Annotated in this window: 16 protein-coding genes and 2 pseudogenes; 3 read left to right on the top strand and 15 right to left on the bottom strand. The window is 66.4% G+C overall.

Annotation, left to right across the window (positions count from 1 at the left end; all coding sequences use genetic code 11):
• Positions 1 to 22: 22 nt before the first annotated feature.
• The 5 genes and pseudogenes from tagF to tssJ form a co-directional block, all read right to left on the bottom strand.
• Positions 23 to 739 carry a type VI secretion system-associated protein TagF gene (gene tagF, locus QHG62_RS01900; protein ID WP_281149137.1) on the bottom strand — a complete coding sequence of 239 codons (717 nt, stop codon included), beginning with the start codon at positions 737 to 739 and terminating at the stop codon, positions 23 to 25.
• 1 nt (position 740) lies between these two features.
• Positions 741 to 4,443 (bottom strand): annotated as a pseudogene (gene tssM / locus QHG62_RS01895) (type VI secretion system membrane subunit TssM).
• Entirely contained in the window at positions 4,443 to 5,831 is a 1,389-nt protein-coding gene (locus QHG62_RS01890) for a DotU family type VI secretion system protein (RefSeq protein WP_281149136.1), read from the bottom strand. Before QHG62_RS01890 ends, tssM begins: the two are co-directional and overlap by 1 nt.
• An 8-nt stretch (positions 5,832 to 5,839) precedes the next feature.
• Positions 5,840 to 7,219, bottom strand: coding sequence for a type VI secretion system baseplate subunit TssK (tssK, locus tag QHG62_RS01885; RefSeq protein WP_281149135.1), 1,380 nt, complete (start codon positions 7,217 to 7,219; stop codon positions 5,840 to 5,842).
• 159 nt (positions 7,220 to 7,378) lie between these two features.
• Positions 7,379 to 7,894 carry a type VI secretion system lipoprotein TssJ gene (tssJ, locus tag QHG62_RS01880; RefSeq protein WP_281149134.1) on the bottom strand — a complete coding sequence of 172 codons (516 nt, stop codon included), beginning with the start codon at positions 7,892 to 7,894 and terminating at the stop codon, positions 7,379 to 7,381.
• Positions 7,895 to 8,026: 132 nt separating this feature from the next.
• Here tssJ and QHG62_RS01875 point away from each other — a divergent pair, with 132 nt between their 5' ends.
• From QHG62_RS01875 to QHG62_RS01865, 3 genes are read left to right on the top strand one after another with little or no spacing between them, the layout of a single operon-like run.
• Positions 8,027 to 8,431, top strand: coding sequence for a TssQ family T6SS-associated lipoprotein (locus QHG62_RS01875; RefSeq protein WP_432445570.1), 405 nt, complete (start codon positions 8,027 to 8,029; stop codon positions 8,429 to 8,431).
• Between the two features lie 58 nt (positions 8,432 to 8,489).
• Positions 8,490 to 10,430: a type VI secretion system-associated FHA domain protein TagH gene (gene tagH / locus QHG62_RS01870; protein ID WP_281149132.1), complete on the top strand. Its 1,941-nt coding sequence runs from the start codon at positions 8,490 to 8,492 to the stop codon at positions 10,428 to 10,430.
• The gene (locus QHG62_RS01865) at positions 10,423 to 11,235 is read left to right on the top strand and encodes a PP2C family protein-serine/threonine phosphatase (protein ID WP_281149131.1); all 813 of its coding nucleotides are present in this window, start codon (positions 10,423 to 10,425) and stop codon (positions 11,233 to 11,235) included. Before tagH ends, QHG62_RS01865 begins: the two co-directional genes overlap by 8 nt.
• Positions 11,236 to 11,262: 27 nt before the next feature.
• Here the strand turns inward: QHG62_RS01865 and QHG62_RS01860 are convergent, their stop codons facing one another.
• The 10 genes and pseudogenes from QHG62_RS01860 to tssE all read right to left on the bottom strand — a co-directional run bounded on the left by QHG62_RS01860 (position 11,263) and on the right by tssE (position 25,322).
• Positions 11,263 to 11,643, bottom strand: coding sequence for a DUF4150 domain-containing protein (locus QHG62_RS01860; protein WP_281149130.1), 381 nt, complete (start codon positions 11,641 to 11,643; stop codon positions 11,263 to 11,265).
• A gap of 15 nt (positions 11,644 to 11,658) precedes the next feature.
• Positions 11,659 to 12,303, bottom strand: coding sequence for a DUF3540 domain-containing protein (locus QHG62_RS01855; protein WP_281149129.1), 645 nt, complete (start codon positions 12,301 to 12,303; stop codon positions 11,659 to 11,661).
• A 53-nt stretch (positions 12,304 to 12,356) separates the two neighbouring features.
• Positions 12,357 to 13,406, bottom strand: a complete 1,050-nt coding sequence (locus QHG62_RS01850; RefSeq protein ID WP_281149128.1) for a pentapeptide repeat-containing protein — start codon at positions 13,404 to 13,406, stop codon at positions 12,357 to 12,359.
• Positions 13,403 to 16,114, bottom strand: a complete 2,712-nt coding sequence (locus QHG62_RS01845; RefSeq protein ID WP_281149127.1) for a DUF2169 domain-containing protein — start codon at positions 16,112 to 16,114, stop codon at positions 13,403 to 13,405. The genes QHG62_RS01850 and QHG62_RS01845 overlap by 4 nt, the downstream gene beginning before the upstream one ends.
• 17 nt (positions 16,115 to 16,131) lie before the next feature.
• Positions 16,132 to 16,563 (bottom strand): hypothetical protein, encoded by a 432-nt coding sequence (locus QHG62_RS01840; RefSeq protein ID WP_281149126.1) that lies wholly within the window; start codon positions 16,561 to 16,563, stop codon positions 16,132 to 16,134.
• Positions 16,564 to 16,574: 11 nt separating this feature from the next.
• Positions 16,575 to 18,944, bottom strand: coding sequence for a type VI secretion system Vgr family protein (locus tag QHG62_RS01835; protein WP_281149124.1), 2,370 nt, complete (start codon positions 18,942 to 18,944; stop codon positions 16,575 to 16,577).
• A 20-nt stretch (positions 18,945 to 18,964) separates the two neighbouring features.
• Positions 18,965 to 21,776 (bottom strand): annotated as a pseudogene (locus QHG62_RS01830) (type VI secretion system ATPase TssH).
• On the bottom strand, positions 21,773 to 22,924 hold the full coding sequence (gene tssG / locus QHG62_RS01825) for a type VI secretion system baseplate subunit TssG (protein ID WP_281149123.1): 1,152 nt from the start codon (positions 22,922 to 22,924) through the stop codon (positions 21,773 to 21,775). Before tssG ends, QHG62_RS01830 begins: the two are co-directional and overlap by 4 nt.
• A complete protein-coding gene (tssF, locus tag QHG62_RS01820) occupies positions 22,921 to 24,792 on the bottom strand; it encodes a type VI secretion system baseplate subunit TssF (RefSeq protein ID WP_281149121.1) in 1,872 nt (623 codons plus the stop codon). The genes tssG and tssF overlap by 4 nt, the downstream gene beginning before the upstream one ends.
• Positions 24,792 to 25,322, bottom strand: coding sequence for a type VI secretion system baseplate subunit TssE (tssE, locus tag QHG62_RS01815; RefSeq protein WP_281151468.1), 531 nt, complete (start codon positions 25,320 to 25,322; stop codon positions 24,792 to 24,794). Before tssE ends, tssF begins: the two co-directional genes overlap by 1 nt.
• Positions 25,323 to 25,348: the final 26 nt, after the last annotated feature.

The raw sequence follows: 25,348 nt of genomic DNA, 5'->3' as shown, positions 1-25,348 counted from the left end.
CCCGCGGCGGGGGTCTGTTCAGTCATGCCCATGGCACATGCCCCTGTGAAAACAACTTCGAAAACAATGGCGTGTTGAGGCCTCCACCGTGCGCGGCGGTGCGCAGCGGCGAGCCGTCCGCCTGGTTGGTCCACCAGTAGCTGGTGCTTCCGAATGCATCGAAGCACAGCGGAAGCTCGGGCCAGCCCAGGCGCTGCTGCGCGCCTGCGTCCGAGGCGGCGGGCCCGAGGATCGAAAGGATGTCGTCCGAGCCGCCGCTTGCGGTGTGGAAACCGCCGTGCGCCGCGGCCAGCACCTGCTGGTCGAACTGGTCCGGCGCCACGCTGTGGCGAATGGCCTGCAGCAACGCGGTGCCGCATTGCCAGTACCACGCGGCCGAGCCTTCGAGCATGGAAGGCCGGTAGCTCGATGCAGCCACCTGCAGCGTGACGCAAGCCGGGTAATAGCGCCCCACGCGGTCGCAGCTTGGCGCAATGCAGCCGAACTGCACCGCGTCCACGCCCTGCGTTGCCGGAATCGCAAAGTTCCAGACAGGCGCGACAACGTAGTGCCGCGTCATGGCATCGGGCCAGCGCTTGAAGGAACCGAGGCCGTTCTGCATCCATCGGTCCCACCAGGCCTGCAGTTCGCGCGGCATGCGCCGGTAAAGAAAGTCGCCGGCGGCGGGCAGCTTGCCGTACCAGCCGATCTGCTCGTCGGCCGGCACCCACGCGCGCGCCGAAGGAAAGCCGCTGTTCATGTCAAGACTTTCCCGGGCATGAGAAGCCGTTCATCTGACTCAGCCGAAGCGGGTTGTAGACGCTGTTCGCGGTCACGACCAGCACCACCTTCTTTCCCTGCATGTCGAACGTTGCGTTGAACGACTCGGGCGACCTGCCGGCCGAGACGGAGGCCTTGTCGAAAAGCCGGTGCAGCGCCCAAGGCCCTTCGGTCACGATGCCGCCGGCCGGCGTGCCGTTGGCGGTGGTCACCTGCAGCCGCACCTGGTTGCTGTTGCGCGGGCCGGGCCACTTCACAGTGCTGGGCGCCTGCGGACCATGCGCATAGCGCACCGTCTGCCCGTCGATGTCGAGCGTGAACTGGGTGAGCGCGGCGTCCATGTCCTCGGGCCGGATGTCGATGGTGAACGACGGCGTGCGTCCGCCGGCCATGCCGGTAAAGAAGACATCGCGGATCGCCTGCGCCTTCTGGAACGAGTCGAGGTACGACGAGCGCCCCGGTGAGCTGCCGTCCACGCCCTTCTTGAACGCCCATGGGTTGACGGACGTATCGACCTGCGAGGCGAGGTTCTTCTGGAAGAAGTCGTCCATCATGCCGCCCGGCGAGAACAGCTGAGCAAAGTCGCCGGCCGCCACATCGCGGTTGGAGCCGCGCGAAAACGGATAGCGCCCCGCAATGGCCTGGTTGCAGAACTGGCCGATGGTGGCCGCCGCGCTCTGCCCGATGTTCTGCCGCGTCACGGCCGCGGCCTTGGACGACGCGGTGGCCGAGAGATCGTTCAGCATGCCCTGGAACGGCACCGGCAGGCGGCCCGCCTCGGCCTGCACCTTGGTGACGGCATCGCCCGACGGCGGAATGTTGCCGCTGCGCAATGCCGTGTCGGTGGCGGTAAGAAAGGTGTAGAGCTCGTTGATGAGCGCCGCAGTGGCGTCGATGGGCGCCTGCCCGCCGGCCTTGGGCGCGGTCACCATGCGGCGAAGCGGCGCGAAGTGGTTGTCCACCAGCGACTCGGGCCGGTCCGGCGCGGTGTTGCGGCGCTGGCTGCCGTCGGGCTGGCCGATGAGCTGCTCGATGCGCTCGCGCGTGCTGGCCACGCGGTTCTGCGCCTGGTCGAGCAGGCTGCGCGCCGCCTCGTCGTGGTTGCGCAGCAGGTCGGTCTCGCGCGCGGCGCCGCGAATGAGCCGGGACATCGGCGATTCCGAAGTCGAAAGCACGCGCGTCATCTGGATGCTCTGCAGCAGCGAGCGGCTGTCGGCCAGGCGAATGTCGGCCAGGTACTCGTCCCAGACGCGGATGTAGTCGGTGAGATACAGCCGGCGCACCTCGCGCAGCAGCAGCTCGCGCGAGGTGATGTCCGTCATGCCCGGTGCGCGGATCTGCAGCACCCAGCGGTCTTCCTGCTCGAGCGCGAGCGTGGTCTCGGCCATGCGCTTGTCGAAGATGTCCCAGTAGCCGCGGTAGGTGAACAGCGTGGGAATGCCGTCGGTCAGCGGCTTGCCGCTTGCGCGCTTGATGACCAGCGCCGATTCGGCACCGCCCGCCTCGGCAATGCTGAAGGCGTTGGGCGGGCTGGTCTGCAGCAGGATGCGGCGCAGCCGCGCATAGGAGCGCTGCGCCAGCGGCACGCCGGCCAGGCGGTCGCGCGTCTGCACCACCAGCCGGTCGTCCTTGGCAAAGGGCGATGTCACCACGCGGCCCGCAAACAGCGCCTGCAGGTGCGTCTCGAGGTTGGCGCGCTGCTCGCGCGTAAGGGCTGCGCCTATCTTGCGGTCCACGTCGGTGAGCAGCCAAGCCTGCAGAAAGTCGGCGTCGTAGCGCTCGGCGTCGTACAGCATGAGGTAGGCCTTGAGCGCCTCGTAGCTGTATTCGGCATCGGTCTTCGAGGCTTCGCGCAGCGCCTGCTCCACGCGCTGGGCCGCCTGCGGCAACAGCTTCGGCATCGGTCTTCGAGGCTTCGCGCAGCGCCTGCTCCACGCGCTGGGCCGCCTGCGGCAACAGCACGCTTTCGAGCGCTCGCTGGTAGACGCCGTCAGTGGCCGCCTGCAGCTTCTCGCCCTGGTAGAGGCCGAAGCGGTAGCTCACAGGCGGATCGCCGATGTCGAAGTGGCTCGACTTGGGCAGGTCGCGCAGGCGGTCGAGCACCAGCAGCGAGCTGGCGATGTCGCTGTTCGAATCGACCACCGTCGGCAGCTCGCCGCGCGCAGCCGCCTTGTTGAAGGCCTTGGCGTTGTTGTCCACTTCGGCCACGTAGTCGCTGTTGTTGCGCCAGCTGTTGACGCAGGCGCCCAGCAGCACCACCAGCAGCACGCCGATGAGGCTGTAGCCGGCCAGGTCGATGGCCCGCTTGCGCCGGTACCAGCGCAGGTTGGTGCCGGCCACGCCCGCATCGCGGAAGATCACTTGCTGCAGCAGTTCCTTCAGGAAGTAGCTCTTGCCCGGGCCCGGCGGCGGCGCCGGCGGCGCGTTGACTTGCAGGTAGCGCTTGATGGCGCCCATCACACGGTCGAAGGCGGTGCCCTCCTGCGTGCCGCTGGTGAAGTAAACGCCGCGCAGCATCGGCGCCACTTCGAACTTGGAGGGGTTGAACACGTCGGCCAGGAAGGTGCCCAGGATGTCCTCGAAGCTCGCGAACTGCTGCGGCAGCAGGTAGGCCTGCGCGCGGCGCATCTGGTCGGGCTCGGCGGCCAGCAGTTCGGGCAGGCGCTCGTCCAGGCGCTGGTGCAGCAGCTTGTATTCCTGGTGGAAGCGCTCGCGCAGGTCCGCCTTGGCGGGGTCGGCCGGGTTGGCGTCGATGGGAAAGGTAAAGCCCCAGACCTGCGAACGCTCGGCCCGGCCCAGCGAGCCGAAGTACTCGTTGAAGCCAGCCAGCAAGTCGGTCTTGGTAACCAGCACGTACACCGGAAAGTTGATGCCCAGGTCGTTGCGCAGCTCGAGCAGCCGCTTGCGCAGCGCCATGGCGTGGCGCGCGCGCTGTGCGTCGTCGGCCAGCGGCAGGTCGGCAATGCTGATGGTGAGGATTGCGCCGTTGATCGGCTGGCGCGGGCGGAACTTCTTCAGCAGGTCGAGAAAGCCCTTCCACTCGCTCTCGTCGGTTTCGCGGTTGCTCTCGTGCGTGGTGTAGCGCCCCGCGGTGTCGATCAGCACCGCCTCGTTGGTGAACCACCAGTCGCAGTTGCGCGTGCCGCCAATGCCGCGCACCGCGGCCTTGCCGAGCTGGTCGGCCAGCGGAAAGTCGAGGTCGGAGTTGACCAGCGCGGTGGTCTTGCCCGAACCCGGCGCGCCGATGAAGATGTACCAGGGCAGCTGGTACAGGTACTGCCGGTCGAACACCGCGAAGCGGCCCGCGGCCTTGCCTTCGGCACCCGAGCCGAAGCGCATGTTCTTCAGTATGGCCGTGGCATCGGTGAAGCCGCTTTGCAGCTCCTTGATCTCGGGCGCGTCTTCGGGCTTGGCAGCCTTTTCCTTCGCGGTGGGGGTGCGCAGTTGGTTGAGCAGTTGCGCGTTGAGCCGCCGCTCGCGCCACTTGCGGTAGAGCACCCGCGCAATCCAGATCGTGAACATCAGCGCGATGACCACGATGCGGACGAACTCGCTTTCGAACGGCCGGTAGCGGCCCACCGCAATGACGGGGCCGATGACCCAGATCAGGAACGCGACAGCCAGCAGACCGAAAAAGACCCACAGGTCGCGGCTCACGAGAAAACGGAAAATCGCGCGCAGCATCAGCGGGCTCCTCCCTGCGGCGCTGTGGTGGTGTTGGCCGCGGCCACGGGCGCCACGAGCAGCGTCACTTCCACACGCCGGTTGCGCGCACGGTTGGCGGCCGAATCGTTGGGCACCAGCGGGTCGGCATCGCCGCGGCCCTCGGCGCGCAGGCGCTCGGGCCGCGTGACGCGCGTGGCAATCATTTTCTTGACGGCATCGGCGCGCGCCTGCGAGAGCTGCCAGTTGGATGGGAAGCGCACGCTTCGAATCGGCTGGTCGTCGCTGAAGCCGCTGACAAGCACGTTGCCTTCGACCGAATTGAGCGCATCGGCCACGCGCGCAAGCACCGGCGCATAGCGGTCGAGCACGCGGTCGGAGCCCGATGCGAACAGGCCGTCGCCGCGCAGCACCACCACGCTGCGGTCGGCCTCGTCGCGCACGGTCAGCAGGCCGTCGCGAATCTCGGGTTCGAGAAAACGCTGCAGGCGCGGCTGCGCGGCCGGCAAGGCGACGGCACGCGCGGTTTGCGGCAGGCGCACCGCGTTGACCGCCGCAAAGGCACCGTCGGAGCGGCCGGCCAGGCTGAATGTGAGCACACCGAACACCAGCACCAGCAGCACTGCCGCCACGGCGCCCACGGCCCACAGCGGCAGCCAGTTGCGCGTGCGGCGCACCGGCGCCGTCGCGTCCTGCCAGTGCGGAGACAGCGGCACGGCAATTTCTCCGCGCGTCTGCCGAATGATCTGCAGCAGCCGCTGCTTGAGCGTTTCAAGCTGCGTGCGGCCGTTGTCGATGACGCGGAAGCGCCCTTCGAAGCCCATGGCCAGGCAGAAGTAGATGAGTTCGATGAGCTGCAGATGCTGCTGCGGGTTCTGCACCAGGCGCGACAGCAGTTGGAAGAACTTCTCGCCGCCCCAGGTCTCGTTGTGGAACATCACGAGCAGGCTTTGCGACGACCAGATGCTGCCGCCCCACGGCGTGAGCGCTGCGGCCTCGTCGACGGCAGTGCACAGGCAGTAGCGCGCACCGATGATCACCTCGGGTGCAATGCCGCTTTGCTGCGCGCGCGTTTCGAAGCGCCTGACCTCGTCGACCAGGTGCTCGCGCAATTGCGCGGGCGCATCGTGGTGGCCTGTGGCGCGAATCTGCGGAATCAGGTCGAGCAGCGGGTTGGCCGCCGCGACGAGCGGGTTGTTGCCCGCGAGCGCCGTGTCGCCCGCATGCGGACGCCGCGCGTCGTGCCATGCGGTGAATGACTGGGGCTGCTGGCCGAGGCCGCGCGATGCGGAGGGCATACCCGACGCATCGCCACTGCCCGGGTTGCCGCCATTGCCGTTGTTGCCGCCGCCCGGATTCGGAGGCACAAAGCCTCCCGGACCGACAGCCATGTCGTTGACACCGTTCATAGGGTCCCTCACGGACGAATGGCCCAGAACTCCATGGCCAGGCCTGGAAAGTCGCCAGCCAGGTGCATTGCAACGCCGCCCGATTTTTCGAGCTGGCGCCACATGTCGCCGCTCTTGTCGAGCTCGAAATAGTGGTAGCCCGCGTTGTATGGAATCTGCCGCGGTGCCACAGGTAGCGGCCGCACCGTGACGCCGGGCAATTGCAACTGCACCAGGTCGCGAATGCGCTCAACCGAGCCGATCTTGACCTGCGTGGGAAAGCGCTGCTGGATGGCATCCGCGGGCAGGTCCGCATGCACCGCGAGCACGAAGCCCGCGTTGCGCACCAGCACCGGGTCGGGCATGCGGCCCACGCGTACGCCGTGGCTGCGTTCTTCGAGCTCGATGGCAATGGCGCTCTGCTCGAGCACCGCCGACAGCGATCGCCGCAGCTCTTCCATCAGCGGCCGGATGCTCTCGTTGAGGTTGTCGTGGTCGTACACCGGCCACACCACGGGGCGCCGCGTGGGCGATGTGTGCGTGGCCAGGTGGCACGCCAGCTTGAACCAATCGGTGAACAGCTGCTCGGGGTGCACCTGCACCGCCTGCTGTGCATGCCATGTGGTCGCGAGATAGCGGTTGACCAGCTCGAGCAAAAGAAAGTCGGACACCTCGCTCACGCCGCCGCGGCCGGGCTGCGAAAGGCGCGATGCCAAGGCTTCGGAGCGCTGCGTGAGCAGCCCATGCAGCTCGGCAATCATGCTGCGCAGCATGGCGTGGGCCGAGGCATCGAGCACCGGCGGAATGTAGTTGGCATCGACCACCAGCTTGTGGTCGGTGCGGCGCTCTATCACGCGCACCGCGCCAATGGCCTGCCACTCCGCCGACAACGACGATGCGCGCGCCAGGCGAAGGCGCGGCTTTGCGAGTTGCAGCACCGCGGGGCCGAGCGCCACCGCATTGCCGTCGGCCACCTCGCGCTCGATCACGCCGAAGCGCGCGGCAGAACCTTCGTCTTCGGAAAAGATGACTTCTTCACTGCCGGTGCGCCGCAGCGGCAATGCGAGCACGATGAGTTCATCGGTCAGGTCGCTCGGCACTTCATAAGGCAGCGGCGCATCTTCGGCGCCAAACGAGAACGGCGTGCCATCGGGCAGCACGCCGGCACCGCCAAGCAATGACACGCGGCCGAGCGCATAGGCGTCGCGGTCGATGTCCAGGTGAAGCCATCCCCAATAGGCGCCTTGCAGGCCCGCCGTGCGGCGAGTGACGTACTGCTCGACATAGCGCTCCAGTTGCTGGAAGTGCTGGGGCCGCAGGTACATGCCTTCGGACCACACCACGCGATTCGCCAACGCCTGCGGGTGGGCGCCCTGCCTGCCAGCGCCCGGATTGCGAACTGTCACCAAAGAACCTCCTGGGGAGTGCCCACACTGAAGCAGGAGGCGCTTGCTGACGTCCTCCCGATTGATTCGTTATTTTTCTCTGATGCTACACGGCGCTTCTTACGTTTTGCACCGAATTTCTCGTGCGAATTGCTCGCACTTTTTAGCTACAAAGCTCAGAAGTTAACGACTTGGTAGTAACTCGATGCCCGTCTTGCGGATGGCGACTCGCACGGTTTGCTCGCTTGGCGAAAACTGCCACACCTTGTAGAGATTGGTTTGCTTCGGCTCCTTGAGCGGCAAGACGATGCGCCAGCGCGAAGCCTCCAGCTTGCGGTAGCCGGCAATGATGCCGATGGCCCGCGAGTCGAGCCCCGCTTCCCGCTTGAAGATGCGCTCTTCGCCGCTGCGCATGATGGCTTGGTCGGCGTTCACGAGCTCTGTCATGAGCGTTTCGCGATCGCGGTCCTGTAGTGCAAAGTAGTCTGCCGTCTCGAAGTTACCGGAAGATTTCAGTTCGAAGACTTTGACGAGAATCGGCGCCGGCTGGCCGCGTCCGTCGGGGTTGACGCCATCGTCGATGCGAATGGTGACTGCATAGGGTGTAGGCAATGACTTCGCAGTCGATGCGCATCCACTGAGGCCACCAAACAACGGTGCGGTTGCAAGTGCGCCTTGAAGCAAGGTTCGTCGATGCATGGGATCTCCCTCAATGGTTCGCGGCCTATATTATCGAAGTCGTGCGCACGAACGCAGTCGCATATCTCGTGCAACATCGCGAGTCTTATCAAGCATTGCCTTTCATTGCCTTTCGCAAGGTTGGAGAGAAGATTGAAGTCATGTCTGCCTGCTTTGGCGCTCACCTTATTTCTAGCTGCCGGTTGCACCACCACGCCTGCGCCCGAACCGCCGCAACCCGAGCGCCTGAGCCAGCAAGTGGCGCGCACCACGCTCGAACGCGCGCAGCAGGCGTATGACGAAGGCGACTATGCAAAGGCCATTACCACCCTGAAGAGCGGCGGCGTCTCGGTGTTCGATGCCGCGGAGCCCGCCACGCGGCTCGATGCAATGAAGCTCGAGGCGTTCAGCTACTGCGTGGCCAACCAGGTGCCCGAATGCCGCACGCAGTTCCGCAAGCTGCTCGATGCTTTTCCCAACTTCGACCTGAGCGTTGCCGAACGCAAGCACCCGGTGTGGGGCCCCGCGTTCGAGGCAGCCAAGCGGATGAAGCGTTGAGCGCCTGGAACGCTTTGAGCGGCGGCACACCGCAGCTCGACATGAACACGGAGATGCCATGCGTTGGACGGTGATCGAACATGCCGGCAAGCCGGTGACATCGGGGCCCTCGGCCTTGCTTGCGGCACCGGGCGGAACCATCGGCCGCAGCCCCGACAACCACCTGGTGCTGCCCGACGAGCAACGCCAGATCTCGCGCCTGCAAGCCACCGTGCGCTTCGATGAGCACGGCGTCGAAGTGCTGCGCAACATGAGCGCGGTGCTGCCCATCAGCGTGAACGGCCGCACGCTGCAGCACGAAGAAGAGGCGCCCGTTGCCGATGGCGACCGCGTGACCATCGGCAGCTATGTGCTCGAAGCGGCGAGTGGCAATCGCATTGCTGCGGCCGCACCGGTCGCACCTGTTGCAGCCATGGTGCCGCCGCCATCGTTCTCGCAACCGGCCGCCGCACCGGCACCTGTGCGCGGGGTTCCCGCACCGCACGCAATGGCCACGACTCCCGTGGATTCGCTGCTGCCCGCCGCGCCGGTCTCCGATGTGTTCTCGGATCTCTTCGGCGCGGGCGCGCTGCCCATCGGCGAAGCGCAAGCTGTCACTGTGGCAATGCCTCCACCCGCATCGGCAACGCCGCGCGCCGAAGCACCTGCGGCCCCTGCCATGCCGGCAACGCCTGTTGCCGCACCTGCATTTGCTCCACCGCCAGCGGCAGTGCCGCCACCGTCACAGGCAAGCACTCGCACAAGTGCCGCGTCGCAGATTCCTTCTGCGGCCGATTGGGATGCGATTCTTGCCAATGCGCCGCGCCGCGAAAAGAGCGCGCCCGAGCCCATGCCCGACCCCTTGGCGCACGAACCGTTCGAACTGCCCTCGCAGGCGCGCAGGAACCCGGTCGATCCACTCTCCGAACTGAGCCCACGCGCCACCCAGCCGGGCAACGATATGTCCGACGTCGCGTTGAAGCGCGGCGTCGACCCGCTTTCTTTCTTTGCAGCCGACAGCAACGCGCCCTCGCCGCTTTCCGATCCGCGCCCGACCGCGCTGACCCACGAAGACCCGCTGCGCGAGGTGCATCCCGCACTCGACCTGCTTGCAAAGCCGGCCACCGCACCGCAAGGGCACAGCCATTCGAACCATGCGCGGGAAGTGTCCGCGCAGTTCAGGCCGCCCAACCCCGTGGCCTTCGATCCACCGCCTCACGAGAAGCCGAAGAAGGTGGAGGCGGTGGCAGTGCCGGTGGAGCCGCCACCGCCAGCACCAGCACCGGCGGTATCGGCGTCCAGACCCGTGGCACCGCCTGAACCGGCTGCGCCGCCACCCGAGCCTGTCGCACCTGCGCCGGTTGCCACCGCACAAGCCCCGGTGGCCGCAGCTGGAGCGCCCACATCGCCGTCCTCATCGGACGAGCTCTTCAGGGCCTTTCTCGAAGGTGCCGGTGTGCCCGACGTCGCCGGCCAGCAGCCGCTCGACGCCGAAGCCATGCGGCGCCTCGGCCGGCTCATGCGTGCGTTCACCGACGGCACCATCGAGCTGCTCTCGTCGCGCGCCATGCTCAAGCGCGAAGTGCGCGCCGAGATCACGATGATCGTCGACGAGGAAAACAACCCGTTCAAGATTCTTCCCAACGGGCGCGCCGTGCTCATGCAGATGTTCGGCGCGCGCATGCCCGGCTTCCTGTCGCCCGAAGCGGCCGTGCACGACGCGCTCGGCGACCTGCAGTCGCACCAGCTCGGCATGGTGGCCGGCATGCGCGCCGCATTGCTCACGGTGCTCAAGCGCTTCGACCCCACCGCGCTGAACGACGCCACGCCGCACGACGGCGGCCTCGGCGAAAAGCTGCTGCCCGGCGGGCGCGAGGCGCGCTTGTGGCGCCAGTTGCAGAAGCTGCATGCGGAAACCACCGCAGCCGTCGAAGACGACTTCCAGGCCGTCTTCGGCCGCGCCTTCCAGCAGGCCTACGACAAGGAGATGGAACGACTGAAGGAGGCACGCCGTGCTTGAGACCACCCGTGCCTTCGCGGTTCCCATTTCCACCTCGCAGTTCTCCTGCGTGGGCGAGCGCAGCGGCAACCAGGACGCCATCGGCTACCACCTCGACGAATACAACGCCTGCTTCGTCGTGAGCGACGGCGTCGGCGGCAACGCGGGCGGCGAACTGGCCGCGCGCATTGCGGTCGACACCGCGCTCAACACCTTCGTGGACAATCCGTCGGTCGAGAAGGAAGACATCCAGCACGCGGTAAAGGCAGCCAACGACGCCATCCTTGCAAAGCAGCGGGAGCTTGCCGACCAGAGCCGGATGAGCGCGACCATCGTCTCGCTCTTCGTCGACCGCACCAGCGGCCAGGCCTGCTGGGCCCACGTGGGCGACAGCCGCCTCTACTGGTTCCGCCGCGGCGCGCTGATGCAGCGCACCGAAGACCACAGCCTGTCGGAACGCTCAGGCGAAGCCGCCATGGAGAACGGCGTCAACGGCGGCGAGCGGCTGGTGAAGACCAACCTGCTGTACCGCGCACTTGGCGCGCGTGCCACGGCCGAGACCACGGTGTCGACACCGCAGCGCCTCGCCGATGGCGACGCGTTCCTGCTGTGCACCGACGGCCTGTGGCAGCTCATCTCGCAGCAAGTGATGGAACGCTCGCTGCAGCTCGCCGACAGCGCCGAAGAATGGCTCGCGCTGCTGCGCCGCGCGGCCGAAGCCAAGGCCGACGAATCGCGCGACAACTACTCGGCGCTGGCGGTGTGGGTGGGATTTCCGCAGCAGGTCACGCTGGCGGGAACGGCTGCGCCGCGCCCATCCGCCTGACTCGGCCTGCGCCGGAGCGGGGCTTTTTCAAGCTGCGAGCATCAGCACCTTGAACTGGCTCGGCACGACGCGCATGCCGACGATGTTGCAACGGTTCTGCACCGTGATGCTGGTGACCCGCGTGGCCGGCGTACCCTTCAGAAGCACGGTGAACGCGCCTGTCACATGACGCGATTGCTGCATGAACGTCTGCGACACGACGCCGCCCAATACCCCCGGCTGATCCCCCAGGGTGATGGGCGTGGTCGTCGCCATGTTGTGCGCGGGCATCGCCATGAAGAGGATGTTCCAGGCATTCGGAACAGCCATCGGTCCCATGGCCATGTTCGGGTATGGAATGGGCACCGGCGTCTTGCAGACGTCGGGGAATGCCATGTCCATTCCCATGAGCTGGCAGTTGGCAAACATCTTGTCTCTCCTTGTCTAGCCCATGTGGATCTGGGCCGCGTCCACCTTCACCAGCTCCTGGCCGGTGACCATGGTGTGGTGGCCATGAATGCGCACTGTCTCGCTGGCCTTGTGGTCGATGTGGCCGGCACGCACCTGGTCGACTTCATCCGTCAGGCGCAGCGTCTGGCGCGCCATCTGCACGATGCGATCGGCCACGGTCTCGAATACCTTGCCGACCAGCCGCACGCTTCCGGCCGCGGCCTGCACGGCGCGCGTCACCAGCCGCAGTTCACCGATGTCGCACTCGCCCTCTTCCGCCTTGAGTACGAAGCGCCTGTCCGCGCGAAGCCTGAGCTCCGAGGCACTCGCAATGGTCACCCGGCCGTTGCCGGCAGACGCGAAGGTGACGTCGCCCGCCGCCTCGATGCAGCTCGACGACGCATCGGCCTGCTCGATCACGGCGATCAGGTAGGCTCGCGCGCTGTCGGGACCGGACACCAGCACGGTATCGCCGCGGGCCGGTTTGAGCAGGCAGCTCGCCGCGCGCCGGCAGACCCAGACAGCACCCTGCTCGTCGTCGACGGTGACACGCCCGTCCGGCAGCAATGCGGCGACCACCCCCTGGAAGTGAACCGGAGCCGTCAGCTTCGAGACCTTGTGCAGTGAAACGACTGTCATGGAGATTTCCTTGTTTCGATGGGTAAACAGTGGAACGGACAGGCCTGGCGGCATCAGCGCGGCGGAAGGATCTCTTGAGCCTTGAACAGCTCCGGATCGTTTTCGATGATGCCACCGCTTCCCGAAAAGCGCGCATCTGTGCGCGCGGCCCGATGAAAGCGGGTGCGCAGAAAACGTGCCTCGCGCAAATCCGCGGAATGAAGTCGGGCATAGGAAAAATCGGCATCCTGCAGGTCCGCGTCGCGAAAGCTGGCCCCCCCGGCCTGCGCGCGATGGAACACGCTCAGCGGCAGGCGCGAGCGGCTGAAATCGGCACCTTCGAGTTTGGCGTCGGCCCAGATCGACTGATCGAAGATGGCACCGCTGCAATTCGCTTCACGCAGATCGGCCTCCGGGAACATCGTCTGGGCGGCATCCACCCCGCTGAAGTTCGCCTTGGTCAGCACGGCGCCCTTGAAGTTGCTCTGGGTCAGCACGGCCCCGCTGAAGTCGACACCTGCCATCGCGCTGTCGGTGAACTGGCAGCGCAGGAAGGCGGTGTGCGGCAAGCGCTGGCCTTCGAGATTGCACTCCATCAGGATCGAACCATCGCATCGGGCCTGGGCGAACTCCACCGTGCGCAGGTCCATGCGAAAGAACATCAGGTGCAACAGCTGGGCCCCACGGCAATCGAGCTGATCGACCCGTGATTCGGTGATGACGATCTGATCGCAGATGCCGGGTTTCAACACCGCGTGCCCGAGCTCGCACCGGACAAAAGCCACCCGCTCCATTTGCGCCTTCTCGAAATCCGCGTGAGCCAGCGAAGACTCGAAGAAGTTGCTGTCCTGCATGAACGCGCGGCCGAGTTGCGCGGCTTCCAACCGACACCGAAACGCGCGCACGCCTCTCAAGCTGGCCGCCGAGAGGTTCGCTTGATCGAAGTTGCATTGCGCCAGCGAACTGTCGTCGAGGCTGGCGCCACGCAGATTCGTCCGGCTCAGGTCGACGTGCTCCATCTGTGCCCCCGACAAGTCGACGCCGCTGAGGTCCTGGCCCGCGAAACTCGCCTTGATCACCGGTTCGCCATGCCGAATCTTGTCCAGAAGTTCTTCGACTGTCATCGAACCGGCTCAGTCCTTCGTGCAGGCAAGGTCTTGGCTCCCTGGGTGTAGGCGCCGGTGAAGGTGGTCGAGCCATCCATGGCGGCCTGCGACACGTCGGCGCGAAACAAATTGGCGTCCTGCAGGCTGGCAAAGCGCAGGTCGGCCTTGGAAAGATTGGCATCGATGAGGTTGGCACCGCGCAACGAGGCTTCGCGCAAGTCCGCGCGAATGAACAGGCTCTCGCCGGCATGCAATCCCTCCAGCCGCGCGCGCCGCAGGTCGCACTCGGAGAGGTCGCAGCCTTCAAGACGTGCCTTCGCGAGATCGGCGCCGACCAATAGGGCGCCGCGCAGGCCGCACTGCCTGAGCGAAGCGGCGCAGAACACGGCCTGCACCAGGCTACAGCCATGGACGAAGGAACAGGTGACGAGGCTGGCCTCGGTGAAGTCGACCCCCTCCTGCGCATCGACGGTGACGAAAGCACAGGCGTTCAGCGCGGCGCGTACGAAAGACACCCCCCTGAAGCTGCACTCGATCCAGCTCACCTGCTTGAACGTGGCGTCGTCGAAAGCCATGTCTTCCAGTGCCAGCTTGGCCATCGCCATCTGCTCCCAGTGCGAGCCGCGCGCATCGCAACGCACCCATTCGCTTTCGGCCAGATCGGCTTGGTTGAACACGGCCTTCGCCAGCACGCAGGAACGAAAAATGGTCTTGCTGCAACGCGCCTGCACGAAGCTCGCACCCGTGAAGTTCGCGCCTTCGCACTGCGCGCCACCCAAGTTGGCCTCGTCCAGCCGTGCATCGGTGAGCGAAGCCCGGACAAGCCGCGTGCGCGCAAGCACCGCGCGCGTGAAGTTGCAGCCGTCGAGCCGCGCGTCGCTGAAGTCGACGTCTTCGAGGTTCGCTTCCGTGAAGTCGGCACCGCGCAGGTCCAGGCCCGAGAGGTTGGCACCGACGAAGCTCATGCCTGCGAAACGACGCTCACCGCTGGCTGCGGCCTCGAGACGCCGACGCAGCCGTCTGGAGCGCAGGCTGCTGGCCGGCGGCGCCGGCTCGAGCAGGTGTGCGCCGTAGAGGTGTCCCATGCGCGCGCTGCGCCCGGCCTGCTCGCGCAGCCGCGCGCTTTCGGCGGCCTCGTCGGATGTGAGGGGCGTCCGGCGCTCGCGCGCCGCGTCTTCCTCGAGGCGCGCGAGGTCGCGCAGCAGGCGGTCCGGGTCGAACCGGCGCTGCACAGGCTTGCCGGTCCGAGACGCCACCTCCGCCATGGCCTTGTCGATGCTCGCCTTGATCTCGCCGGACAGCTTGTGCGGATCCATCTGCGACAGCGGCGGGATAGCGATATCGGGTTGAACCGCAGCGGGCATCCCGTGCGCGACGGCCTGAGCCCGGCTCTCGGCGCTGCGGGCAAGGGCCGCCTCGCGCATTTGCTCGAGGGCCCGATCGGCCTTCTCGGCAAAGTCGGGCAGATCGTCCACGGAGGCAGGCGGCTGCAAGTCCGGTTCGGACAGTGGCGGCAGATGCTGCTCGGGATCCAGGCCCTGCGCCAGCAGGCGGGCGCGCAGGCGTTCGTGCTCGCGCTGCCGGCCTGCGCGCAGGTTGCGCACCAGCGGAAGCGAGGCGATATCGGGCATCTGGTCGCCGGCCCACGGCCCCATGACCTCCTTGGGGACCAGGTCGCTGTCGCGCAGGACCAGCACCGCCTTGGCTGGATCGATGCGTTGCTGCAGCACCTGTTGGTAGTGGGCGAGCGGCCGCGGCTGCCCGCGCAACTCGAGCGCGGGCATGATGTGCTTGACGTCGGCCGCGTCGTCCTCGGCGATGGGCGATGCACCGTGCCAGATCAGGATGACTCGCTCGGCGTGCGGAAAAAACCAGGCCGTGCTCAGGCGCAGCGAAATTTCCGACAGCGCGCCACCGTCTTTCTGGAAGCTGGCGAAGCATCGCGCCTGCCAATCGGGCAGCTGGCCGCGCATCACCGGCTGCCGGGGGTGCATGTTCCACAGTTCGTAGCCGGCGCCCGGCGGTAGTTCGCGCTGGCCGGGCAGGCGCTGGTCGGCAGGCGCGGCATTGAAGTAGCGCCAGTCCATGTCGTCGGCGAAACCCGGGTAGTCGTGCTGCAGCCACTGCTGGTCGTAGGCGCGCCCCATCAGCGAGAGCCGCTGCGGCCGATCGGGGGGTACGGCGCCGAAACCCGCAGGCACGATGCGCCGCCCGGGTGCATCCTGGCGCGCGCCGGGCAACTCGACATTGGGAAGCCGGCGCGTATGCACGCCGTTGACCGTTTCATCGAAGCTGCCGATGCCTTCGGGGTTTTCGGACTCGCCCGGGCCGCCATAGGCATGTCCCCAATCCAGCCTCAAGCGCTCGAAAGGCTGGGGAGGCGTAGCGCGGCCGTCAAGCCAGTAGCGATCACCGCTCACCAGCAACGACTTGGCCTGGCCATGGAAGACGGCCTGGGCCGCGCACAGCGTCTTGTCGTCCTGGTGCGCCGTGTACGCATAGCCGCTGACCAGCCACTCCGGCTCGATCTTGGGCACGCCCAGGTCCAGCACGTTGCCGGGCCCGATCTCGTCGGCCGCCAGCTTCCAGAGATCCTGGTCGGGCATCAGCAGCGGCTCGGGCGCCAGGCTCGCCATCGCGAAGACCGAGACGCCCAGCAGGTCTTGCCGCTGCCGCCGGAAGGGCCGCGTGAGGATGCTCAGGCGAAAGGGCTTGATGGTCTTCATGGGGCAGCGGACCTGCTTCAGCGCATCGGCTGGTCGATGGCGATCTCGCGCGAGACCGGATCGAAGCGCAGCTTCACGGAGCGCCCCGGAGCGAAGTCGGCGAGCTTCACCGGACTGATCGGGGCGTCCAGTTCAGTCTGGTAGGCGGGCAATCCGCCCTCGGGCCGTACCTGGAGCTTGAGCCGCACGATGATGTAGATGCGCTCGACCCGGACGCCGGTGTCATAGCTCTCGAGCACCGTCGCTACGGCCGGCTGGCCCGTACGAAGCACCCGCTCGGCGCGATCCGCCCCCATCACCTCGCGGTTGACCACACCCTGCATGTGCATCATGCGGAAGACATGGCGCTTGCCCAGCGTGATCATCACGAACGCCAGCAGCGCGACGACAGCGATGGGGACAATCAGATACCAGTACTTGGTGAACCACACGGCGAAAAGATCCAACATGCGCCCCCGTCTCAGAGATAGACGGTGATGCCTCGAGGGTTCACCTTGATCTGGGACAAGTCGATTTTTGTCGCCTTGTTGTCCGCCGTGAAAACCGTCTGGGTGGTGGTAAAGAGGCCGACCGCACCGCTGGCGGAATACATGTCGAACTTGTTGATGGCGCCCGTGATCGAGTAGGCGTTGAAGCCCAGGTTCTGGGCGGCGACGCTGATCACCGCCACGTTGGCGAAGACGGCGACCCCGTTGATGCTCACGGTCATACCGTTGATCCCCATGTTGAAGCCCTTGAAGGCAATGCCCCAGTCCGTGAACGTGACCTTCTTTGCCGACTTGTCCTCCACGTGAGGTGCATCCAGGACGATCTTGGTCGGTGACTTGACCGTGATGTCCGACTTGGTGCTTTCCAGGTTCATGGGGCCATCCGTCGTTGCGTTCAACGACGTGTTCGCATGCACCTTTTGCGCGCCCTTGACGAGATAGTCCTCGTCGCCGTCGACCGTCACCTTCTTTCCCTTGGTGTCTTCGGTATACAGACCGACCACCTTGGTGGTCTGGGGGCCATCGATGTCTTCCTTGAGCGACGTGCCGATGATTCGCTCTTCACCGCTGTCCACCGTGTCCTTGCGCTTGCCGGTGACGTGGATGGTCTGATTCCCGATGACATCGACCTGCTGGTTGCCGCCGTCCACCTTGATGAACTGGTCGCCGCCGTTGACAGTGATCTTCTGCGGCCCGCCCTTGTTGACCGTCAGCGTGTGCGGCCCGTTGACCGTCTCGTCCAGGGAGGTGTTGGTGGTGTATTTGTCCGCGCCTTCGATGGTCGTGGTTCTCTTGCCTGCGACCGTGTCGGCCTCATCGGCTTCCACGTCGAGCTCGAAGTTCTTCTCGGCATGGATCCGCACCAGCTCGGAGCCCGGCGCATCGTCCAGGATGAACTCGTTGGCGTTCGCCGGCGTGCCGTCCTGGCTGCGGCTCACGAAGCCGCTCACGGTCACCTTCGCGGGCAGTTCCAGCGGCGGCATCTGGTCCGAGTTGTAGACGCGGCCGATGATGATCGGACGGTCAGGGTGGCCGCCGATGAAGTCGACGATCACCTCCTGCCCCTTGCGCGGATGGTTCACGGCGCCGTAGTTCGAGCCGGCCCAGGCACTGGAAACGCGCACCCAGCAGGAGCTGTTCTCGTCGCTCTTGCCATAGCGGTCCCAGCGAAACTGCACCTTCACGCGGCCGTATTGATCGACCCAATACTCCTGGCCGGCCTTGCCCACCACGGTGGCGGTCTGCGGTCCGTTGGTGCGGGTCATCGGCGTTACGCGCGGCGGACGGAACGGGTACGAGGTGGGCTGCACCGCAAAGCTGAAGCTGTAGTGGCTGTCGGCCGCGCCGCTCTCGTAGCCGCCTTCGCGCAATGCATAGGCCACCGAGACAATCAAGTATTCGCGGTTGTCGTCCTGCCGCGGGCAGTTCTGCATGGTGAAGCGGTAGCCGGGCGCCATGCCGCGCACGCTGCTGTGGCCAACGTCGCGCTCGGCCTGCGACTGCGCCTCTTCGAGCCTGATGCGCGAGTAATGCTCGCCCTGCTCCACCTCGCTGAAACCGCCGAGCCATTCGTAGATTTCGTAGGTGTCGTGCGGATTTCCGCGTGGCTGGCTGCGCATGCCCATCAGGTCGGCCTTCGACTTCTTGAAGTCGTAGTCGTCCACCACATAGGTGCCGGGGCGGATTTCTTCCGTCACCTGCCATTGGTCGATCACTTCCTGGAAAGGATCCGGGTCGCGGTCGGCAGCCAGATAGCTGATCTTGGGATAGCCCGGCAGGGTTTCGTGCGCGCCGATGTCGTCGGCAAGCACCAGCGTGTGCTGGTTCTTCTCGTGCTTGAAGTAGTAGTAGATGCCCTCGTGCTCCATGAGCCGGCTCACGAAGGCAAAGTCGGTTTCCTGGTATTGCACGCAGTATTCCCACTGCCGGTAGCTTCCGCTGAGCTTTTTCTCGACCGCGAACTTGTAGTCGGCAAACACTTCATCGAGGATGTCGACAACCGACTTGTTCTGGAAGATCTTGCAGTCGCTGGTGCGCGTCAGGTACCAGAGCCAGGGCCGCACGGTGGCGCGGTACACCACGTAGCGCGACGTGCTGCTCTCCCTGCCCACCATGGTGAACCGCACGATCTGGCCGTTGAGAAACCGCGGTTCGCCAACCGTCTGTATCTCGAGCGAGAGCGGCTTGCCCAACACCGACTTCATGTCGAGCGACACGCTCGGGCTCAACAGATCCACCTCGAACTCGAACAACTGCGACAGCCCCTCGGCGCCGTGCATCGAGCGGAATATCAGCTGGTCTTCCGCCAGCGGCGTGTGGGCTTTGACGATGCGGTTGGCCATGGCTTACTCCCTTTCTTCGCTCAGCGTTCAGAAAATTCGTAGTGAAAGTCGTCGTTCGCAGCGCTCAGCCGCACGCCGGCCAGCTTGCGCGCGCTCACCGTCGCACCAATGACTTCTTCGCTCAAGCGCGGAAGAATGGTGTGCGTCAGGATCGCGTCGATCATTCGTCCGCCCGACTCGATGGCGGTGCAGCGGCGCGCCACCAGTTCGACGGCGCTGTCGTCGTAGTGCAGGGCAATGCCGTGGTTCGCATCGAGCCGCGCGGCAATGCGGTCTAGCTGCAGGCGGATGATGCGATGCAGCGCATCGGCATGCAGCGGGTAATAAGGCACCACCACCAGCCGCCCGAGCAGCGCCGGCGCAAACACCTTGAGCAGCGGTTCGCGCAATGCGGCCGCCAGCGGCTCGGGGTCGGGGCGCAGGGTCGGGTCTTCGCACAGCTGCATGACCAGGTCGGTACCGACGTTCGAGGTCATGATGATCACGGTGTTGCGAAAGTCGATGTGCCGGCCCTCGCCGTCTTCCATCCAGCCCTTGTCGAACACCTGGAAGAAGATCTCGTGCACGTCGGTGTGCGCCTTCTCGATCTCGTCGAGCAGCACCACGCTGTAGGGCCGGCGGCGCACGGCCTCGGTCAGGACGCCGCCCTCGCCGTAGCCCACGTAGCCCGGCGGCGCACCCTTGAGCGTGGAGACGGTGTGCGACTCCTGGAACTCGCTCATGTTGATGGTGACGAGGTTCTGCTCGCCGCCGTAGAGCGCCTCCGACAACGCCAGCGCGGTTTCGGTCTTGCCCACGCCGGAGGGGCCGCAGAGCAGGAACACGCCGACCGGCTTGTTCGGGTTGTCCAGCCGCGCACGCGCGGTGCGGATGCGGCGCGAAATGGTTTCGAGCGCATCGGGCTGCGCCACCACGCGCGCCGAAAGAATTTCGCCCAGGCGCAGAACCGATTGCGCGTCGTCACGCACCATGCGCCACCACGCGCGCCGAAAGAATTTCGCCCAGGCGCAGAACCGATTGCGCGTCGTCACGCACCATGCGCCCGATGGGAATGCCGGTCCAGTCGGCGACCACGGTGGCAATGGCCTGCGCATCGACTGCGGCCAGGATGAGCGGCGATTCGCCCTGCAGCTGCGCGAGCTTGTCTTGCGCCTGGTTGAGTTCGGCGCGAATTTCTTCGGGCGCTCTTTCGGGCTCGGCCAGGGCGGCTTCGACCTGCGCCGATGCTTCGGCGTTGCCGCCCTCCACGTCCTCCGGCGCAGCCTCTTCAGCCTGCACGGGCACGGCAGCGGGCGACAGCTGCTTGCGCAGCGCGACGATGCGCTCGACCAGTACCGCTTCTTCCACGCGCCGCTTTTCCAGCAGGTCGAGTTCCGCCTGTGCGGCGGCCACCTCGCCCGCGATGTCGTCGACGCGCTTCGCCTCGCCGACACCGATGGCGGCTTCGCGCTGCGCGATGCCGCGCTCGATGCCCAGCACTTCGATGCGGCGCTGCAGGTCTTCGATGGCGGCGGGCAGCGCATGCTGGCTCAATGCCACGCGCGCGCACGCCGTGTCGAGCAGGCTCACCGCCTTGTCGGGCAGCTGGCGTGCGGGAATGTAGCGGTGCGACAGGCTCACGGCCGCTTCGAGCGCGGCATCGAGAATGAGCACGCCGTGGTGCTTTTCAAGCTCGGCCGAAATGCCGCGCAGCATGACCACGGCCTTGGGCTCGGTGGGCTCATGCACCTGGATGGTCTGGAAGCGCCGCGTGAGGGCCGGGTCTTTTTCGATGTACTTCTTGTACTCCGACCAGGTGGTGGCGCCGATGGTGCGCAGCCGCCCGCGCGCAAGCGCCGGCTTCAGCAGGTTGGCCGCGTCGCCGGTGCCGGCGGTGCCGCCCGCACCGACCAGCGTGTGCACTTCGTCGACGAACAGCACGATGGGCTTGGGGCTCTTCTCGACTTCGTCGATCACCTGGCGCAGGCGTTGTTCGAACTCGCCCTTCACGCCCGCGCCGGCCTGCAGCAGCGTGGGGTCGAGCACCCACAGCGACACGTCCTTGAGCGACGGCGGCACATCGCCGGCGGCAAGGCGCGACGCCAGCCCTTCGACGACAGCCGTCTTGCCCACGCCGGCCTCGCCGGTGAGCAGCGGGTTGTTCTGCCGCCTGCGCATGAGGATGTCGATGATCTGGCGGATCTCATCGTCGCGGCCATAGACCGGATCGAGTTCGCCCGCGCGCGCCTTGGCCGTCAGGTCGCTTGCGTACTTGGCCAGTGCCGAGCCGCCGGCCGCAGCGCCGTCCCCTTGATGAGCCGCCGCAGGAGCCCCTTGGCCGCCACCCTGCCCTTGCGACGCGGCGTCGAAGTCATCTTCGGGCGAACCTTCGGTCCACGCGGGGAGCTGGGCGATGAGCACGTCGGGCACGATCTTGTCGAACTCGCGCGAAATGCCCGAAAGCACCTGCCGCAGCCCGGGCGTCTTCACAATGCCGGCAAGCAGGTAGGCACCGCGGATCGACGTGGCCTCGAAGCGCAGGCTTGCATACACCCAGGCACGCTCTACCGCGTTGTCCACGTGCTCGGAAATGTCGCTGATCGACGTGGCACCGTGCGGCAGGCGGTCGAGCGCACGCACCAGGTCTTGCTCTACCGCATCGATGTTGAGCCCCGCGCGCTTGACGATGCGCAGCAGGTCGCTGTCCTGCAGCTGCAGTATCTGGTGCAGCCAATGCACCAGCTCCACATACGCGTTGCCTCGCAGCTTGGCAAACGCGGTGGCGGTCTCCAATGCCTTGTAGAGCATCGGGTTCAGTTTGGAGAAAAGAGAGACGCGGCGAATATCGGTCATAAGGCCATGGAAGAAACTTCAGCCGCCACGGAAGCTGCCGATGCGGAACGGGAAAACAATGCTTCGGGCTGGAACACCATGTCGCCTGCATCGGTGTCTGAAAGGCGCGTGCCGAGCCAGCTGCCCCAGCCCAGGCGCTGCCCGCCGCTCAGCTGCATGCCGCGGGCTTCTTCTTTCTTGAGCACCAGCCGCAGCTCCCAGGCAAACTCGATGCCGACGTACTGGCGCACCCAGTCGACCACCTGCTGGAGCCGCTTGCTGCCCGGCAGGAATTGGCGGAACTCGTCTTGCGAGAGCGGGCCCAGCTCCAAGCGGAATTTGCTTTGCGCATCGCGCACCGCCAAGCCAATGGTCGCGCCGCCGCCCAGCTGGTGGTTGCGCCCGAAGAGGCCGAGCCGGCTCACCTGCCGCTCGTCGATCATCACCCAGTCGCTCACGAATTCGTCGACGCGCACAGGCACGTCGAAGTACAGCTTGAGGATCTGGATCAGGCCTTCGGGGTTGCGCGTCTGGCGCACCAGGTGCCCGGCCATGAAGGTGCGCGCGTGGTCGGCAATGCGGTCGCGCTCCTTGAGGCCGGGCTGCCCCATGTTCATGAGGCTGGCCACGTAGTCGACAAAGCGATGGCCGTCGGGGCGGTCGAGGCTGTTGACCGATTGCGCATCGGCCCAGGCCCGGTAGAACAGCAGGATCAGCCGGTGATGAAACAGGTCGGCAAAGGCGCTGAGCGTGTTGTCGCTGTGGTGGCGCTTGCGTTCGCGCGCGTACTCGGTCAGGTGCAGCGGCAGCGGCCCGTTGGGGCCGAACAGCCCAAAGCCGTAGATCGAGATGCGGGGCGGGCCGTCGCCGTCCACATCCACGCCCGAGACGTTCGACGGCGCGAATGCCATCGAGGGCTCCTGCCCCAGGCGCAGCGGCTCGTCGAGCGGGCGCGGCGCGCGGCCCAGCAACGGATGGCCGCCTTGCGCATCGAGGCGGCGCAGCAGCATGAAAAGGTCATGCTCGAAAGGCTGGTCGACGAGGCCCGCCCACAAGACCGGATCGGCCTCCGGCGCACCGCGCCGCGCGGGCTGGGCAACCGCAGCCGGCTCATCGGGCACGTCCGATGGTGCCGCCGGTGAATCGTCGGTAAGGTGCAGCGCACTCATACGGCGGGGCGGCGGCCGATGCGCGGCGTCCACCGCGCGATTTCTCCGCGCTGCAGGCTGGAGAGCGCGAATTCGGTGAACGCGTTGAGCGACACATGCCGGCTGAAGAACTGCTCCAGCACGGCACCGAAAAGATAAGGGCTCGACCCCGAGAAGGCGACTTCGTCGATCTTCAGCGCCACCTCGACGCCGCGGCCGAAGACGATAGGGCCCGGCTCGGGCAACCGGCGGAACACGGGCGAGAGCGCCATCGAGCGCACGCCCTGGATCTGCCGCCGCACCGCCGGGTCGGCCAGGTTGCCGTACAGGTCGAGCATTTCGCGCAGCGCGGCCGCACCCTGGTTGGCATCGACATCGGTCAGGCTCAGGTAGTTGAGGCCCAGGTGGCTGATGAGGCGCCAGGTGAGCGCGCCTTCCGCCAGCGCGGGATACGGCCGCGACGGGCCGCGCAGTATGCGCACCGCGCGCACCGGCGCCGAGACGCGCAGGGTGAAATCGGATTCGAGCCCGGTGGGCAACAGCAACGGCAGGTCGCGGTTGGTGCACAGCGCATCGATGGTGATGTGCCGCAGGCTGTGCGGAAACGGCGCGTCGTGCTGGTCGACCAGCGCCACATACACCTCGCTGCCGGTGTAGCTGGTGCGGGTGCCTTGCGCGCGGGCACGGTCCGACACAAGGCGCGGCTCGCGGCGCAGCGAAAAGTACGAGCCGAAGTCGCCGTCGTCGGCCGCGAACGAGCCGAGAAACGGCCTGAACTCGCGCTCCTCGGAGCCGTTGCTCATGTGGCCCGTGACGCGTTCGACGGTGAAGATCTCGAAGTCGCGCGGCCGCGTGCGGTCGATCACCGCATGGTGCTCATGCTGCCCCGGCCCGACCGGAATGCGGTCGCTGCGGCGCGGCACCAGGTTGATGATGGGCGTGCAGAACAGCGAGAAGTGCCGCGCATCGACAACCCGCTCCAGGTCGCTGTCGGCACGGTCGAGCAGGATCACGATTTCCATCGTGCTGCCGCTCATGGCGGCGGCCGCCGCGCGCAGGTTCTTCACGCTGAAGAACAGGTAGCGATCAGGGAAGGCGAAGTACTCGTGCAGCAGCCGGTAGCCCTGGAACGAGCGCGCGTCGTAGGGCAACAGCGACTGGTCGGGGTCGAAGCCTTCGTGGCGAATGGCCTCGTCGCCCAGCGGCACGATGCGCGCGGTGCCGCCCGGGCCGCTGCGGCACACGGTGCCCACGCTGTGGTGCACCGCCAGTTCGAGCACGCGCAGCGCATGCAGCTCGGCGCCCGAAAGAAAGAACTCGAGCCGGTCGAGCGGCATCTCTGCAAACCGGGCGCCGCCCACCGCTTCGAGCTTGATGGTGATGGCGCTCTTGGCCTGGCGCGCAACCACGGGCATGGCGTGCGCAATCTCTGCCGGCACGGGCCCGATGCTCGCCTCGGCGATCTTGATGGGCCACAGCGTGACGGCATGGCCCGTGCGAAATTCGCAGGCCGTCTGCTCGCCCTTGATCATGCGGCCGCGCAGGATGGTGTGGCGCGGCAGCTCGTAGCCGGCCTTCAGCGAACCTTCGTTCAGGTTGCCGTCGATCTGCACCACGCCCATGGCGGGCAGCGGCGCCAGAAAGTTCGGGTACACCACTTCGAGCAGGCGCTGCGAGAAGCGCGGAAACTCCGCATCCATCTTCAGCTGGATGCGTGCCGTCAGAAAGCTGAAGCCTTCGAGCAGGCGCTCCACATACGGGTCGCTCACCTCGATGCCGCGCATGCCCAGCCGGCCGGCAATCTTGGGATAACGCTGCGCGAACTCGGCACCGAGCTCGTGCATGTAGGTGAGTTCGCGGTTGTAGTAGTCGAGCAGCCGCGCGTCCATCAGAGCCCTCCCGTCGGGCGAAGCACCATGTGGCCGCTTTCGAGGTCGAGCTCGGAGCGCAGGATGAATTCGATGGGGTAGGGCACCGACCACAGCGTGCCGCGGATCTCGAGTGCGAGCAGGTTGTGGTGCTCCAGGTCGGTGGAGTCGGTGACGCAGCGCACGTCGATGCTGTCTTTCATGATGCGCGGCTCGAAGTCGATGATGGCCGCGCGAATGGCGGCCTCGACGTCGGCAAAGTCGACCTCCGACATGCGCCCGCCGGCCCAGCCGCGCACGCCGTAGTTCACCACCGAGCGCCGGGCCCGCGGCATGGTGTTGATGTTGTGGTCAGCGCCGAAGTTCGTGGTGTTGAGCAGCCACTGCAAGTCGCGCAGCACCGAATCGCGCAGCAGCTTGCCGCTCATCAGGAAAGCGCCCGCGCGCTCCTGGCGGGTCTGCGGCTGCTTGTCGGTCAGGCGGTCGAGCAGCACCGGCTGCAGGCGGTCGCGTGCAACGCTTTCTTGCTGGTGGTCGCCCTCGGCCTCCATGGGCGAGCGGCTGGCTGGCAGGAGTG

Source organism: Variovorax paradoxus, assembly GCF_029919115.1.
Taxonomy (GTDB): domain Bacteria; phylum Pseudomonadota; class Gammaproteobacteria; order Burkholderiales; family Burkholderiaceae_C; genus Variovorax; species Variovorax paradoxus_O.
Note: the sequence above shows the minus strand (reverse complement) of the source record. Positions and strands in the feature narration are given on the sequence as shown.